The organism is Bifidobacterium sp. ESL0819 (assembly GCF_052606245.1).
On the sequence record NZ_CP199587.1, the window covers coordinates 851,664 to 867,499 of the forward strand.

Genomic DNA, 15,836 nt, shown 5'->3' on the forward strand with positions numbered 1-15,836 from the left:
TATTCCATCCTATGCGGTGACACGCACACGCTATCGATCGATGAATCCTAGTCCGAGCAGGAAAGCCCGGGTCTGCGCAGGATCCTTGAATACTGCGGTGTTGCCTAGGATTCGCTTGCATACTTCGCCCAATTCCCGGCGTATGGCCGAACGAATCCGTTGAGGATCGCGTGATCCCCTCAGCGTGAGCGTCAGCTCATCCCATTGATTGCGGAATGCCTTCAAGGACTCTGGAAGATCCTTGCCATCTTCCAAGGCCTGGGCAAGTCTCGTCAGCTGGGGCACCAAGCGCCCTGGCAGAACGAAGAGACCTTGGGCTTCGATTAATCCAATGGGCTCCTGCTTGATGGCGTAGAACTCAGGATGGACGTGGAATATGCCGTCCGGATACTGCTCGCTGACCCCGTTGTTGCGTAGAATCAGGTTCATCTCGTATCCCCGGTCAGTGATGAGCACACTGGGCGAGAGTGCTGATTGACGGCCCCGGGGACCCTGTGGACGGATGTTCAGAGCTTCGTCGGAGTAATCGATCCAGCCGCGCCGGATCCGGTCGCTTACCTCGATGATGGCATCCCGATCATGGTCTATCAGGCGGATTGCCGTGCCCGGCCAGTCCGGAATCTCGATCAGCATGCCAGACATTCCGGGCAGGGACATGGCCATTTTCGCTGGAGCCTTGTGCAGGGGCAGAATCTCTCCTCCGCCCTGGTAGTGGTCGTGGGCCAGCACCGACCCGCCGATTCCCGGCAGGGCGGCGTTGCACCCCAGGAAGTAGCCTGGGAAACGATCCACGAAGTCCAGAAGATTGCCAAAAGTCTCTCGGTCCACACGCATGGGTCTGTGTTCGGCATTGACGCAGATGCCGTGCTGGTCGAAGTAGCCGTAGGGGGAGAACTGCCAGAACCAGGGATGACCGCCAAGAGCCATGCCTAGAGTGCGCAGGGTGCTTCTGCCTCGTCCGGCGAAGCCTTCGTTGCTCCTGCATATGGTGCATGCCGGGTAGCCGTTGCCTACTCGATTGCCGGCTGCGGCTTTGGCCATGGTGCGGAACTCGGGTTTGGCCTGGTTGATGGTGATGATCAGGCCCTGGGATTCAAACCTGGGGTTACGATCCAGTTCGGCTTTTTTGATGTAGGTTGATGCGATCCCGTAGTCATATAGCCAGCGCATGGCGGCCATGGATCCCTTTTCAGCCTCGACGGCGGCGAACCTGTCGGCCACCTGGGATGGGGAACGAGTGATCTGGCCCATGAGGCGATCAGTGACCGCTGCATCCCGATCAGCCGTGAACACGCCTGCGGCGTGGGCGTCCCGGCAAAAAGCCGCCAGCAAGTCGGCGATTTCTTCGGCTGTGGAGCCTTGACTCGTCGATTCTTGCTCGCAGTCACGGTCGCTAGGAGTATAGGAGTTCAAATCCAGCAGCGCCAGCAGACGATTGCGCGTCCAGTCCGTGTCGCGTTCGTCCAATTCCAGATGCCGACGGGCAAAGTCCAGAAGGGCATCCAGATCTGCATCCAGGGCAGATTGTTTTTCAGATTCCCGTGGATCGGTCCGTGGGCTCATCTGGTGGCCTCCATGATTTGATTGACTATGCCGGCAGTCTGATCTGTGGATTTTTCCATCTGACGGGCCAGGGTCACCTGGGTGCGGCAGCGCACCAGATTGTGCTCAGGATAGGCGACTGCGAAGTAGGTGTCCCCCTGCAGGTAGTCGGTCAGGAATCGCATGCCGCATTCCTCGGTCATCAGCAAGGCGCTCAGGGGTAGCAGCCGGGCCTCCCGATCGGTGATGCTTGAGCGGACTGCCCCGATGAATCCTTGGGCGTAGGCTTGGAAAAGATTGGTGTCAAAGTGCACCTTTGCCAAGTCCTGCTCGTCCTCCAGCGCAGTGGAAGCTCCGAAACGGATGGAATCCCCGAAGTCGAAGAGCATCGAGCCGGGCATGATCGTGTCCAGGTCGATGATTGCCCTGGCTTGGCCGGTGGTCTCGTCCATGAGAATGTTGTTGAGCTTGGTATCGTTGTGGGTCACTCTCAGGGGGATGGTCCCATCTGCCAGGCCCTCCATCACGGTACCGTAACGGTCCGCGCCCTGTCGGAAGAAATCAATCTCCTCCAGGCATTCCTTGACCCGGCCTAGGCGGTCATTCTCGACAGCGGTCATCAGATCGCGGAAGCGCTTGGGCGTGTCATGGAAATGGGGGATGGTCACGTTCAGCTGGGAGGCATCGAAGTCGGCCAGATAATTCTGAAAACGTCCAAAGGCGTCTCCGGCGTTGCGAAAGACCTGAGGGTTGGGCACCATCTCGTAGGATCGCGTGTGTTCGATGAATTTGTAGACGCGCCAGGCACCTTGGCCGCTTTGGTACCAGGATCCGCCCTGATCGGTGGGCACGATGTCCAGGGTCTCCTGCCCCTGCGAGCGCAGAAAGTCGGTGACCAGCTCGATGTTGTGCATCAGAGCCGCAGTATCAGGGAAAACCGTGGTGTTCATCTGCTGCAGGATGTACCGATGCCGGTCGGTTCTGGCCAGGTAGGTGACATTGATATGCCCGTTGCCGTAGGGGGTGACGTCCTCCAGATTGCCCTCCATGGCGAAGTGTTCCGCCGCCTGACGCGGTGTGCTCTCATCGATTCTCATGATCCCTCTTTTCCGAAGGCAACGGCTGCCAGACTATGGCGGAGGGTTCCAGGTCAAGGACTCGGCTTGCTCCGCCGGGTAGATGGATCTCGGTACTCTGCTCCATTCCGCTGTTGTTGACCACGCAGAAGGTTCCGGCCTGCGGAAAGACGGCTACCTCGCATTCAGGATTGTCGCTGCTCCATTTCCGATACTGCCCCTCCTTGCGGGCCGCCCAGAACAGGGCTCGCTCCAGCAGGCGGGCGTTGACTGCCGAATAGGGCAGGCCGGACAGGTATACTCCGCGTCCGTTGCCATAGTCACGCACAGCCAGCTGGACCTGACCGCCATCGGCTTTGAGCAGCTCCGTACAACCATCGATGGGGTAGGTGTCGAGAATCGGATGGCCGAAGTCAGCAGGGGCATTCTCCGGCAGATCATGGATGATGAAGTGGTCCTGGATGGGTGGAGTGAAGTGTTTGTCCACAGAAAGCGTCCAGTAGCGCTCCTGATCCACGCCAAAGATGTCAGCCAGTTGGAAGAAGCGTCCCTGCCAGTCCAGAGCCGTGGGCTGGCCGACCCCGATCAGGCCGCCGCCGTTTTTCGTCCAAGTGCGCAGGATCCGTATCAGCTCGGGGTTCTTCCAGACCGTTCCGCCGCTGAAGGCGGTGCCTTCCGGCCCGCCGCAGATGATGACGTCGATGTCCGGGTCCACGCCATGATTCAGCAGATCGTCAAAGCTGATGAAACGGACGGAGACTCGCATGCCGGAGAGTGCCTCCAGGATGCCGTAGTAGGAGGCGGTCTGCTGATTGGGCAGGGCATGGGCCACGGTATAGGCCATCCAGGAGCGCATGGCCCCCCAGGAGTTGAGCACCGCCACCGTCAGCTGTGTGGCGGCTGGACGGCTTCCAGTGTGCCGGTGCAGGTCGCGGAACTCCTCGGCGATGGCTGCCACGGTGTCCACGAACTTGGGGAACTTCATCGCCAGCGAAGGGTAGCCGCCGTAGCCCATGCGCGATATGGGGCTGCGCAGGATGGCTCGTCGGGCCTTTCTCCAGTTGTCCAAGCCTTCAATGCTGGGGTCGTTGCCCTCATGGAAGGTGTCTGGGAAGAAATATGGAAGGAATCGTCCCTCGGTGTATCGGACGCCGGGGACGTCGGCGATCATGCGCAGGGTGGTTCCGTCGCCGACGGAACCGACCACGGCATCCAGTTTGAGATCGGAGAACCCGGGCCGATAGGGTTCGGTGCCGATCCACTGGTCGCCTAGGAACATCATGGCTTCCTTGCCGGCTGCGTGGGTCATATCGACCATGGTGGCCACATTGGCCCTTACAAAACGGCTGATGAAGTCCATCCAGTCGCGCTGTGTCCGCGTGGGGACCAGGAAGGAGGAATTGTAGGAACCGTCCCGAACGAAGTCCTCGGCCCGTGGGCGGTATCCGTATTCCTGTGAGAAATCCTCGATGGCTCTCGGGCTGACTGTACAGGCGTAGCCTAGCCAGTCGACGATCTTTTCCTGCTGATCCTGGTCGTAGAGCAGTGTGAACTGGTAGAAGAAGGTAGTGAAGCGAACCACATCGGTGGAGGGGTTCGCCTCCAGCCATCGAGCGAAGGCCTTCATGGCGAAGTCACGGGTGGCGGGGTGGTAGATATCCAGAGGAATCTGATGCTCCCGGTCGCCCCAGTCATTGGTCAGGTGGTTGTACATCTCCACTGGATCCCAGATGATCCGGGCCAGGAAGGTGACCGTATATTCATGCATCGGCATGGCGCCCTCGATGTGGACGCGGTCCAAGTCAGGATCCAGATTCCAGGATTCGTCAGGCAGCACCGCACCGGTGGTCCGGTCTATCACCTCCCAGTATCGGTGGGGGTCGTCATCACGGTTGGGAGTGAATTGCTGGTCGAAGAAGCCGGCCATCAGATCGATGTCGACCCGCCCGTTCTGAGCCACGACCCGATCGGTCAGCAGGAACACCTGCGGCGTCTCGTCCATATGCTCGCGGATCCACTCGTTATAGCCCCTGGCTGGGAAATATGCGCTATAGACTTTCTTCCCCAGCCCCAGCAATTCCTTGTCCAGACTGGTGCCGTCGGAGTTGCGGATGGCATCCGCCCCCCACCGTTGGCAAAGCTCCTCGGTTTGCTTGACGAAATGCTCTTCGCCGGGCAACGTGAATCGGCCTGTGGTGCTCATATGTCAGCATGCTCCTTCGCGGATGTATGGGTTGGTCGGTGGATGATCTTCAGCCCTTGACGGCGCCGGCGGCGAGACCGGCCTGCCAGAACCGCTGCAGGAACAGGAAGAGGATGATGACCGGCAGCACGCCTAGCAGGGCCCCCATCATCAGGGCGCCTCTGTCGTTGAAGGTGGGCAGGGAGACCATGCCATACAGACCCAGGGTCACTGGGTAGAGCCCTTCGCCGGAGAGCATCATCAGCGGCAGCAGGAAGTTGTTCCAGGTGGCTACGAACAGGAAGAGGAAGATGGTCACCATGGCCGGCGCCAGCAGCCTGAGGACGATGGTGAAGAAGATGCGCGCCTCGCCGGCTCCGTCGATTCTGGCTGCCTCCAGCAGTTCCGTGGGCACTGAACTCTGTGCATATACCCTTCCTAGGAAGAATCCGAAGGGCGAGACCGAACAGGGGATGATGATGGACAGCATGGTGTTGTCCAAATGCAGGGCCTGGAAGATGGAGTACTGAGGAATGGTCATCAGGGCGGCAGGCATGAGCAGGGACGCCATGACGACGGCCATCGCTATGCCTTTCCCGCGGAAGTTGAATTTAGCTGTTCCATAGCCGGCCATGACCGAGACGATGGTTCCGATCGCCGCAGATACGCCTGAGTAGATCAACGAATTGGCAACCCACTGCCAGAACCTGGTATGCGTCCAGCCCAGCAGCTTGCTGTAGTTGGTGGCGATGGCGCCAGGCAGGTCCTTGAGGCTCGATGCGAACCAGATGCCATTGCTGCCGATCAGCTGGGAAGGCGACTTGGTAGAGGCGATGATGGCCCAGTAGATGGGGAAGAGGAAGTAGATCAAGGTGATGATCAGGACGGCCACGGTGATGATCTTGGCCAGGTGGGAGGGACGCATGGAGCGTGGCAGTTCCTGGGTGGATCCGCTTCTTGAGTGAAAGATGCGCATTATTCGTTCACCTTCCTTTCAATCCAGGCGTAGAGGAAGGCCAGCACGCCGGCAATCAGGGCCATGACGATGGCGATGGCCGATGCCGGACCATTGCCCTTGGGGGTCAATGTCCCACGGGAGGTGTTCATGGCCATCATCATGGGCGTGAAGGAGTTGGAGATGCCCGGATCGGCTGTCTGCATGACCTGGGGCTCATTGAAGAGCTGGATGGTGCCGATGATGGAGAGCAGCATGGCCAGCAGAGCAGCGCCGCGCACGTTGGGCAGCTTGATGTGCAGGGCGATCTGCAGGCCGGTGGCCCCATCAATGCGAGCCGCCTCATACAGATCATGCGGGATGGCCTGCAGGGCCGCTAGGAAAATAAGCATATTGTATCCGGTGAAGGTCCAGGTGGTGATGTTCGCCATGGATGCCAACACGACCTTGCCGGCAAAGAAATCAACAGTGATGCCCAGGGAGGACAGACCCTTGACGATGGGCGAGATCTGTGGGTTATAGAGGAAGACCCAGATGATGGATGCGACCACCCCGGGGATGGCATAGGGCAGGAAGTATCCCAGTCGGAAAGGGGTCACATGCTTGACCATGTAGGAATCCAGCACCATGGCCAGCGCCAGGGCGGCGATGATCATGATGGGCACCTGAATCACGGTATAAATCAGCACTCGTTCGATCCCTGACCAGAAGTCGCCAGAGGTCACCACATACTTGAAGTTGGCCAGACCCACGAATTTATTGACCATGGTTCCGCCTCCATAGGCTCCGCCGCCCGAGGCGACATCCTGGAAGAAGCTGGAATAAATGGCATAGATGATGGGGATGATGAAGACCACGATGAACAGGATGCCGAAGGGGGCCATGAAAGCCCAGCCCGTGCGTTCGGCCCGTTTCACCGCATCCGAGCGTCCCGTTCTGCCCGGTCGGGCAGCTGACGACCGCCGTATAGCACTCATTCTGGGTACACCTGTCCTTGTCTTGAAGAGAAAATGTGATTATGGCCGAGCATGTTGAGGACCCGAAACACGTTCACCGGCTTCGGGTCCCAAACTTCGGGGATGGTCCCGTTCGGCCCTGATGGCGTCGATTACTTGGCGACGGCCAGGCCGTAGTCCTTGAGGGTGGCTACAGAGGTCGTCTGCGCCTGCGAGAAGATGTCGGCAACCTTGGCCTGCCCGGTGGCAGCCTTGGCGGCAGTTTCTGTCATGTTCGCAGATACAGAGGAGAAGCCAGGCATGTAGGTGAAGTCGCCCATGTTCTTGTTGGCTGTAGCGAACTCCTTCATGAGGTCCTGGCCGCCGAAGAAGGATGACCAGCTCTCGGGGGTCTTCGCATCCTCGGTGGTGGCGGCCAGCACGAGACCCTGGGAGGTCAGGTCCTTGACCTGGGTGTTGAACCAGTTGAGGAACTCCATAGCCTGCTGAGGATGCTTGCTGCCCTTGAGCACAGCGACGCCGGATCCGCCGTCGGGGCTGGATTTGCCGGAGTTGCCGAACCAGTCGCCCAGCTGGGCTACGCGCCAGTCGCCCTTGCCGGTATCGCCCATGGTGTCAACGATAAGAGGTGCCTCCCAGGCTGAGCCAACAGTGCCGATCAGCTGGCCGTTCTTGAGCGACGCATCGAAGGAGGGGTCCCAGCGGGGATTGGTTGGGGCGGCCTTGGCGTCCAGCAGCTGCTGATACACATCAGCCACCTGCTTGGATCCGTCGGTCTGAGTGTTCACCACCCAGGCATCGTTCTTCACGGTGTACCAAGGCTTGGTGGCGCCGGCCAGGCCTGGCATCATGTTGCCGGCTTCGTCGGGCTGGTAGGACATGATGTACTTGCCCTGTGCAGCCGTCTTCTTGGCGGTTTCGATCAGCTGATCCTTGGAGGTAGGCACTGAAATGCCCAGCTTGTCGAATTCGGCCTTGTTGTAGAAGTAGACCAGCGGGCCAGTGTCCTGCGGCAGGCCAAACATCTTGCCGTCAATGCCCATAAGCTTATAGGCGCCGGGGGAGAAGTTGCTCTTGTACTGGGAGGCCTCGTCGCTGACGTCCTCCAGCATGCTCTTGGTGTAGACTTCCGGCAGTTCGGCATAGCCCACCTGAGCCAGATCCGGTGCGTTGCCGGCCTTGACATCGGTCTCCAGCTTCTTGATCATCTCGGCCGACTTGCCGTTGAACTTGGTCGCCTTGACCTGGATGTTGGGGTGGGACTTGTTCCACCGCGCGACGATGTCATTGACGGGGGTCATGTTCGGCTTGTCCGGCAGCCGGTGCAGGTAGGTGATCTGCACCTTTTCGTCCGACTTGGAAGACTCGCTTTCGGACGAGGAATTTGACGCCCCCGATGAGCCGCAACCCGACAGGGCTATGCTCAGGGCCGCCAACGACGTCACCGCGGCAAGTAGTCGTTTCCTTTCAGATATCATTTCCCGCTCCTTTACGGTAAATGGCCGTCGTCGTCACTAGACGACCAGTCTCAGATTAACACACTCGGCCTAATTGTCAACACTATTTACAATTTACCGGCCTGTCTTCTTTGCATGGATGCCAAAAACAATTTTCAGGCTTGGCCGTGGTTTCGTCAGCTTCATGTCAGCCATGCCTGATGCTGATGACTTGTTGGAGGATTCGTATTAAGAGGGTAATTGCTTGTTGGCGATACAGAAAGGAGCGGCGAGGCACAAGACCTCGCCGCTCCTTTCAGTCAGGGTTATTGTTATTAGTTAACTTCGTTTCGCATGACTGCGTCTGGTCAGGAGAATTCCAGCGACCAGGCCGATCGCGGCTATGACCAGCAGGGAGGCCACCGCAACGCCTGTCGCCGATAGCCATCTGTTCTGTCCATGCGCATTGGGATCGGCTGGCTTCTGCTGAATATTCCCATTGCCGGCACCGAGACCGGAGCCAGCGCCGGTGATCGGATTCTTGCCAGGATCTGATCCCGTGCCGATGCCGCCTGTGCCAGTTCCGGGTGTTGCGGACTGAAGCCCACTGATGGCCGTCTGCAGATTGACGGCAGCCAAGGCCACCTGATAGGCCGTGGCCTGGTTGTCGGCCAACACCTGCTTGGCTTTGGACAGCTTGTCCTGCAAGGTCTTCCAGCTGTCTGGAGTGTAGTCGGCCTCCTTGAGTCCGGCAGCCTGATCCACCAGATCCTTCAGCTCGCCCTTGTCTACAGGTTCAGCAAGGGTCGGCAGAGCCCGATCGGTGGTTAGACGAAGCTCGGCTGCTGATACATAGCGATTGGCTTCCGAGCTGCTCATGCCAGTGGTTTCAGTTGCGGTCAATCTGACTGCGACCACATTGGAGACCGGGTCGAAGGAGATCTTCTGCCAGGTCGTCTGCGTGCTGAAGGTGCCGGTTATCTCCACAGGCTCCGACCTCTCGCTCCGGGTCAGAGTGACCTTGTAGCTCTTGATCTTGCCGTTGACCGAGTCGCCGCCCGGCCGTGGGAGGTAACGCAGCCCATTGACGGTGGCGGGCTCGTGCAGGTTGAATTGGTACCAGGCTGAGCCGTCCGCAAGGGCGTTTGCACCCCACTTGGTGTGCCAGTAGGTTGACGGCTTGCCGTCCTGAGCGTATTCCTTGGGCCCCTCGGTACCGCCGACATCGGGCTGTTCGCTGCCCACGGTAACCGCATAGCTATCCTTGGCTATGTCGCTGGCATCGCTGGCCTGCGAACCAGGTGCTGTGGCCATGTAATTCTCAAGAGCGGTCAGAATTCCGTAAGCACGTGACCAGTCCTGTGGTCCTGAGCCGTCCTTTTCGATCAGCAGACGGGCCTGATCCACCGTATGCAGGTAGGTCAGCCAAGCCTGGTCGCTGTACTTTGCCTGGCTGCCGTCGAAGCGGTCCCGTACCTCCTGGAGTTTGGCTCGCGCCTCTTCCTGGGTCTTGGACTTGTCTGGAAGCCGCTCGATGCGCAGGTTGTCCAGGACGAAGTCCTGATATCCGCCGAAGTTGGCCGCATCGCCGGATGTTCCCTGGCGGTCAGGTGCCTTGTCGGTCGAGTAGATGCCGAACCAGGAGGAATCCCGGGGTCCGCCAGTCAGCTCGAATTGGTAGTGGGCCGTTGTCCCCAGAGCCTTGTCGAAGGGTTTCAGCTGGGTGCGGGCTGGGTCGAACTCGCCCTGCCCTATGGCCAGAGCGTAGGAGCCGGTGGAGCCGGCCTGGTAGTCGAAGGAGATTCGGTAGGTGGCTCCGGTAAGGAACCGGGCATTCTGGGGAATGGTTTGGTAGACCAAGGTGTTGCGTTCGGTAAGACCGTTGATCTTGATCGACCAATCTCCTTGCAGCACATCATCCATCTTCTTGACATCCCAGCCCGCCTGAGTGTAGGGGGCATGAAGCTCGGACAGATGGACGCGGTTGTCCTCCACGCCCTCTGCGCCCGAGACCACAAAGGGCCATATGCCTTGGGCGTTGTGCTCGAAGTCATTGGTCAAGGTCTTCACGCCGCCATCTGCGTCCGTTTTCAGACCCTTGTACTCGTTCTTCACCACGCGCAGATTGTCGAAGTAGGCGGATCCATCACCTTGATGTGAAAGGGTCAGAATCGTATTGCCCTGATCTGGCGCTGTGAAGAAGACGTACATGTTCTGGAAGAGGCTGCTGCCGTCTACCGTGGCGCAGTTGGTGTTGTGGGGATCGGCCTGCACAAAGTTCCTGGCTATGCTGCGTCCAGTGGAGTTGGTGGCCAGCACCCGGTCACCGTTGCGGACCTCCAGGCGCGCCTGGCCGTCGCTGCGGTTGTCCACGCCCACATAGAGGGCATAATGTGCACCAGGCTCCAGATCCTTTATGGTCTGTGCTGATTCGACTCGGCCATCCAGCTTGAGCATAGGATTGCTGGAAGCGCTTTTGACGATGCTGGCGCTCCCGGAACCCTTGGACTTCCAGTTGTCCTCAAGGCTTTTCTTGCCGCCATTGAAGCCAGTGTCGACCAAATGGGAACCTGTGCTCCAGTCGATGTTTGGATTGGCTGAGGCCCCGCGATGAACCACGTAGGGGGTCCCCGCTTTGGCGTTCAGAGTGATCTGTCCGTTGACTACGGGTATATCCAATGGGTCGGTCTTGCCCTGGTCGCTCAGTCGGTAAACCTTGACTGTAGACAGATCGTGCCAGGAGTCGGGCAGCGTCCAGGTGGTCTTGCCGCCGCGGGTGTTCCAGTGATAGAGCTTCTGGTCGTTCGCAGACAAAGGCTTGCCTGTCTTGGCGTCCCAGAGCCATGGCAGCAGGTAGGACTCAGTGCCTTGGCCGCTGCCGTCTCCGGGCGAGACCGCTCCCTGCAGGATGGTTCGACCGTCCAGGGTAATGGTGCGCTCACGGTAGGCGGACGATGACTGGTCATTGGATCCACGGTCGATGACCACTTGGTGGCCTAGGTCGTCCTTCAGGATTATCCGCTCCTGGCCGTTGTTAGCTGACGGATCCTTGGGAGATTGCTGGTCCAAGGGGTTGTTGACCCAGCGAATCACCTTGAAGTGCTGGATGAACTTGGTGGACAGATCATGGGTGTAAAGGTTGGTTATATAGGCATCGTAATCGTTGCGGCCCTGCCAGCCTTCGAAGTCCTTCATGCTGTAGCCGCCTAGGAGAGGAGCATTGGCGGCGCCGCCGTAAGAGGGGTAGTCGCCGTCCCAGCTGTCCTTTTGGTGGTTGCGAAGGAAACGCATGACCTGGGAGTTCTGCCCCTTGCTGGTGTAGCCTCCGTAGGTCAGATCCGCCGCCCAGTGCTGGAAGGAGGCGTCATATTCGTTGGCTGCGCCGAATTCGGTGGCTACTCGCCAGCCGTTGTCGGTAATCATCTTCGAGAGCTTGCGGGTTTCCCAGGAGTCTTCGTTGCCGGAGGTCTGATTGCCCCAGACGTCCACATAGACGAAGTCCAGATTGTCGCCCACCTTTTTCTTCAGATCACCGAACCTGTTTTGGCGGGAGCCCGATGCCAGATCGTGGATGCCGTCGATGCCGACCGCCTGATCCAGCCAGTTCCAGCCGTATTGCAGGCTGCCGTCAGTCCGGCGGCGAACCAGATCCTCATTGAAGGCCTTGGCCTCAGGGTACATCTCGTCGGCGTTGACATGCACGCCGAAGCGGGCGCCATACTTGGCGCCCTCCTTCATCAGGGTGTTCATGTCCTTGGCGCCGCCCATTCGGGTGCCGATGTCTCCATAGTCCGGGTGTCCGGAATCATGCCCCTCGTTGGCGTAGCCCTTGAGCAGGACGGACTGACCCAGTCCATCGGTGTTGAGGGCCACCTTCTTTACATTGTCCAAGGTGCTGAGGAAGGGGTTCTGAGCCTGACTTCCGAAGTTCATGGCAATACGCCATGAAACCAGATCCGGCACTTCCTGGGCCCCATAAGGGTTGTTCATGATGGCCCGATAGGCGATGGCTCCGTCCTGCCAGTCGACCCTGCCGTCCTGGTTCTCGTCGCCTGTAATGGCTACGGCAATCTTGGGCATTTCGGTCTGTTCGACTGTGAAAGAGCGGTTCTTGGAGTCTCGAACCTGACGATGGTAGTACCAGGCAGGGCTAGACAGTCCGAGGGATGTTGACCCATGAACGCTGCTGGCGTCTGTGAGCACGCGAGTGTTCCGAGCGCCTCCGGACATTGAACTGCCTGCCGTGGTGCCGTCATGCTCGCTGTTGCTCCATAGCCCGGCGCTCAGTGACCCTCCCGAGACGAATCCGTAGGCGTAATCGGACTTGTTGGGATCGACTGTGGTGTCGTCAGTGACAGAGAAGGTGGTGTCGCCGGGTACCTGGGTGTTCGAGGACATGCGTGCACCAGTGAATTGGGCTCCGTCCTGATCGCTGCTGACGGATACCAGATCCTGTCCGGGCAGGGCTATGGTCTGGATGGGGTGGTCTTCTCCAGCAGCGTTTTCGATCTTGGTGATGTCCAGGTGCAGGGTGTTGGCCTTGAGCCAGAGGACCGCTGTCACTGTGGCATCGATATTCTGGTCGGGCTTTTGGGCGCGAAGCTGGTAGGTGGCTTTGTCTGTTCCCTGCTGGGTGAACGTCACGTCCGAATCAGTCAGATCCATGTCCACGCCATTGATGTTCAGACGACGCAGATCCTCATGTCGGCCGTACATGACCCTGTTGTCCAGCTTGGTCATGGTGTATTGAACCACGGACGGGAAGTGCTTTCTGACCTGCACGCTCATCTCGGAGGTGCTCAGGGTGACCTTGGCCTCTGGGGTGGCTTTGTTCAGTTGCAAGGATCCCAGGTTCAGGTCGGCGCGGTCCACCTGTATGTCCTTAGTGATGTCCTCGTAGCCCTGCTTGCCGATCTGCAGGGTGTATTTGCCTGATTTGATCTGCTTCAGGGTGAAGGCGCCTTCGGCATCTGTCAGTGTCGAGGCTCCCGTCGTATGGACCTTGGCCCCGGCGATGGCTTTGCCGTCTGCATCGACGATTCGTCCGACGACCGAGTGCAGATCGGCCGGGTCTTCCTTGAGCTTGAGCTTGACCTCAGTGATCTGGTTCTGGTAGACGCCAGCCTTCATGGCCAGCTTTCCGGTTAGCGCGCCAGCCATTGGACCGTAGTCGACGTCTTCGAAGGCCGCTCGCCCGTCTACGGTGAGCCCTGCGCGCTGACCAGTCCAAGTGATTCCTACCGTGGTCGGGGTATCCTGGGCCGGTGCCGGAAGTCTGGTTCCCGTGTACCACTGACCGTCACCGCCGTAGCGCTGCCAGAACCACCCCCCGGAGTCATAGCCGATAAAGAGACCGGAATTGGGATTACCGTACCCTAGATAGAAACCGAACCTGTTTTCTGTGCCAGGCTGGGGCGAGCTCATAGTAAGGGTCAGAGCTCCTGGTCTGGTGAAGTCGTAAGTGGTGGCGTCCACAGCGATGGCCGGGTACTGCTCGCTGGCCGTCGTGGAATTGCCATTGGCGGCTGAGGCCTTGAAGCGCAGCCAGCCATTGGACTTTTCCAGCACCTCGCCGCCCTTGACGGTAGTGGAATCCAGAGACCATTCGTGGTCTGCGGGATTGACGGGAGTAATCCGCGGATTGATGCCAGCAGCTTTCGTCCTTGCACTTGATCCTGTAGCCAGGGTTGACGGAGCATTGGCTTGGTACAGCTGACTCCCCGTGGTAGCGAAGGCCGGATCCGCGGCCCCTGCGGTGGCCAAGGCGAATACTGTCGCCAGGGTCATGGATATGATGCGTTTCATATTCTAGACAAGCCTCCTTGCCGTCCATGTGATGACGGGCGACTGACTCATAAGTTCGAGGAAGAGACTGCCTGGAACTACGACTTCATTATTGGGCCAGAACGTCACGTCAATGTCAAATGTAAGTGTAGTAAAGATAATGCTAGTGCACAAGTTGAGATAGGCTCAAAAATCAAGCTTGATTATTTGTATATGTACTTGTCATATTTTGGCAGCCAGGTTCTTTGAACCCTGTTTGCAGTCTCGGTGGCAGTTGATGCACACGGCTGAACTGGGCAACGGATGAGCAACGCCCCTCCCGTGCATTCATGAGTGCAGGATGGTAAGTCCATTGCCGCCTTGAGCTTCGGCCGCCAGCAGGTGAGGCTGGAGCTCAAGATCCACAGGCCGGTCAAGGTTGCCGGGAGGACATGGTCTCGCCATCCGCCCATAGCGGCTGAGCCAGGGGCGGCGAAACCATATGAGAGGGGTCGTTGCAGTGTTCGGTCAGCTGGTTTGAGCGGCCGATTGGCGCGTACCTTTCAGTGGAATAATGCCCAGGAACAAGGCCGCCACCATGATCAGGATGCTCAGACCGAACATGATGATGTAGCCGTGGGGCTGGTCAGCGATGGCGCCCCAGAAGAGAGCGGCGAAGGCTGAGGCCAGCGATCCTACCATCTGGATGCGGGAGTAGATGTTGGTGTAGTCGCGCGAGCCGAAGACCGCTGTAACCAGGATGGGCGTCTGCACCGTAGTGCAGGCGTAGACCAGACCGAAAGCAAAGGCTCCTAGCAGCAGTATCACGGGCAATCCGGGGAAGGCGACCATGAGGCAGACGCCGATGATGCCGCCGCCGATGCCCAAGCAGAGCCCGCCCACGATGCTGCCGTCGTTGACCATGCCCAGGATGACCTTGCCGATGGCTTGGCCGGCCATGCAGGAGGAGGCGATCAGGCCGGTGTAGGCCGCCATGGATGGCAGGGATGCCGCATAGGAGGGCAGGAACTGGTAGATGGTCTGGTTCATCGTGATCAGACCGCAGAAGAGCGCCAGCGCCCAGAAGGCAGGGGAATGCAAGGCCTGGGAAGCAGTCATGCCCACGGTCGAGGCGACAGGTTCCGAGCTCTTGTTGCCCTTGTCTACGGCGCCTGCGCTATTGGTGACTTTCTCAGCGGTCGTGGACTGCTGGTCGTCGACACCGTAGGGATGCAGGCCGATCTGCTCGGGCGTGCTGCGGATGACGAAGATGGTGAAAGGCAGGGTGACCACCAGAATGAGAATGGCGAAAACCAGGTATCCCCGCCTCCATCCATCAGGGGCGGACCTGATGATCATGGTGCCGATCTGGTTGAAGATTACCCCGCCTATGCCGGTGAAGGCCATGCACAGCCCGATGAAGAACCCGACCCGTTTGCGGAACCAAGCGTTGATGAGCGTGGGCACTGACAGATAGAGGATGGCCGGCATGCCGATTCCCAGAATCACTCCGCACAGATAGAACTGCCACATGGCGGATGATCGAGACATGCCCAGACAGCCCAGTCCAGCCAGGATGGTGCTTGCCGTCAGGACAATGCGCAGATCGTAGCGGTGCATCAGCCATCCGGCCACTGGCAGGAAGAAGACCATGGTGATGCTGAATATGCTGAAATACCCGGTGAATGCGGCCTTGGGAACATGGAAGTAGCTGCTGACAGGCGTGAAGAAGATGCCTGCACAACTGCAGACCAGCGATACCGGTATGGCCGTGAAGACGATGCCCGACAGCACGATCAGGTACGGATAAACAGCCTGTTTTCGTGATGAGGGCCTTGTCGGAGTCGTCGACATTGCTGCGACCTTCCTCTTATGGAATCGGAACAAGCCAACTGCTGCTTGGTTGGTATGCTCCCATTGACCTGT

8 protein-coding genes are annotated in these 15,836 nt (G+C 59.0%); all 8 read right to left on the bottom strand.

Going from position 1 to position 15,836, the window contains the following annotated elements:
- Positions 1-30: 30 nt before the first annotated feature.
- Entirely contained in the window at positions 31-1,563 is a 1,533-nt protein-coding gene (locus tag ACUIAD_RS03660) for a UDP-glucose--hexose-1-phosphate uridylyltransferase (protein WP_445343711.1), read from the bottom strand.
- Positions 1,560-2,639, bottom strand: a complete 1,080-nt coding sequence (locus ACUIAD_RS03665; RefSeq protein WP_445343712.1) for a phosphotransferase enzyme family protein — start codon at positions 2,637-2,639, stop codon at positions 1,560-1,562. Before ACUIAD_RS03665 ends, ACUIAD_RS03660 begins: the two co-directional genes overlap by 4 nt.
- Positions 2,626-4,821: a 1,3-beta-galactosyl-N-acetylhexosamine phosphorylase gene (gene gnpA / locus ACUIAD_RS03670; protein ID WP_445343713.1), complete on the bottom strand. Its 2,196-nt coding sequence runs from the start codon at positions 4,819-4,821 to the stop codon at positions 2,626-2,628. The genes ACUIAD_RS03665 and gnpA overlap by 14 nt, the downstream gene beginning before the upstream one ends.
- A gap of 49 nt (positions 4,822-4,870) precedes the next feature.
- Positions 4,871-5,776, bottom strand: a complete 906-nt coding sequence (locus ACUIAD_RS03675) for a carbohydrate ABC transporter permease (RefSeq protein WP_110451585.1) — start codon at positions 5,774-5,776, stop codon at positions 4,871-4,873.
- Positions 5,776-6,732 carry a carbohydrate ABC transporter permease gene (locus ACUIAD_RS03680; RefSeq protein WP_110451586.1) on the bottom strand — a complete coding sequence of 319 codons (957 nt, stop codon included), beginning with the start codon at positions 6,730-6,732 and terminating at the stop codon, positions 5,776-5,778. Before ACUIAD_RS03680 ends, ACUIAD_RS03675 begins: the two co-directional genes overlap by 1 nt.
- 131 nt (positions 6,733-6,863) lie before the next feature.
- Positions 6,864-8,189, bottom strand: a complete 1,326-nt coding sequence (locus ACUIAD_RS03685; RefSeq protein WP_110451587.1) for an ABC transporter substrate-binding protein — start codon at positions 8,187-8,189, stop codon at positions 6,864-6,866.
- A 297-nt stretch (positions 8,190-8,486) separates the two neighbouring features.
- Complete coding sequence (locus tag ACUIAD_RS03690) at positions 8,487-13,952, bottom strand: endo-alpha-N-acetylgalactosaminidase family protein (RefSeq protein ID WP_110451588.1); 5,466 nt, start codon at positions 13,950-13,952, stop codon at positions 8,487-8,489.
- A gap of 486 nt (positions 13,953-14,438) precedes the next feature.
- On the bottom strand, positions 14,439-15,764 hold the full coding sequence (locus tag ACUIAD_RS03695; protein WP_110451589.1) for an MFS transporter: 1,326 nt from the start codon (positions 15,762-15,764) through the stop codon (positions 14,439-14,441).
- Positions 15,765-15,836: the final 72 nt, after the last annotated feature.

What these genes read in the sequence shown, in the direction of transcription:
- ACUIAD_RS03695 (WP_110451589.1), bottom strand. Translation starts at nt 15,764, where the DNA reads ATGTCGACGACTCCGACAAGGCCCTCATCACGAAAACAGGCTGTTTAT.
- ACUIAD_RS03660 (WP_445343711.1), bottom strand. Translation starts at nt 1,563, where the DNA reads ATGAGCCCACGGACCGATCCACGGGAATCTGAAAAACAATCTGCCCTG.
- ACUIAD_RS03675 (WP_110451585.1), bottom strand. Translation starts at nt 5,776, where the DNA reads ATGCGCATCTTTCACTCAAGAAGCGGATCCACCCAGGAACTGCCACGC.
- ACUIAD_RS03690 (WP_110451588.1), bottom strand. Translation starts at nt 13,952, where the DNA reads ATGAAACGCATCATATCCATGACCCTGGCGACAGTATTCGCCTTGGCC.
- gnpA (WP_445343713.1), bottom strand. Translation starts at nt 4,821, where the DNA reads ATGAGCACCACAGGCCGATTCACGTTGCCCGGCGAAGAGCATTTCGTC.
- ACUIAD_RS03685 (WP_110451587.1), bottom strand. Translation starts at nt 8,189, where the DNA reads ATGATATCTGAAAGGAAACGACTACTTGCCGCGGTGACGTCGTTGGCG.
- ACUIAD_RS03680 (WP_110451586.1), bottom strand. Translation starts at nt 6,732, where the DNA reads ATGAGTGCTATACGGCGGTCGTCAGCTGCCCGACCGGGCAGAACGGGA.
- ACUIAD_RS03665 (WP_445343712.1), bottom strand. Translation starts at nt 2,639, where the DNA reads ATGAGAATCGATGAGAGCACACCGCGTCAGGCGGCGGAACACTTCGCC.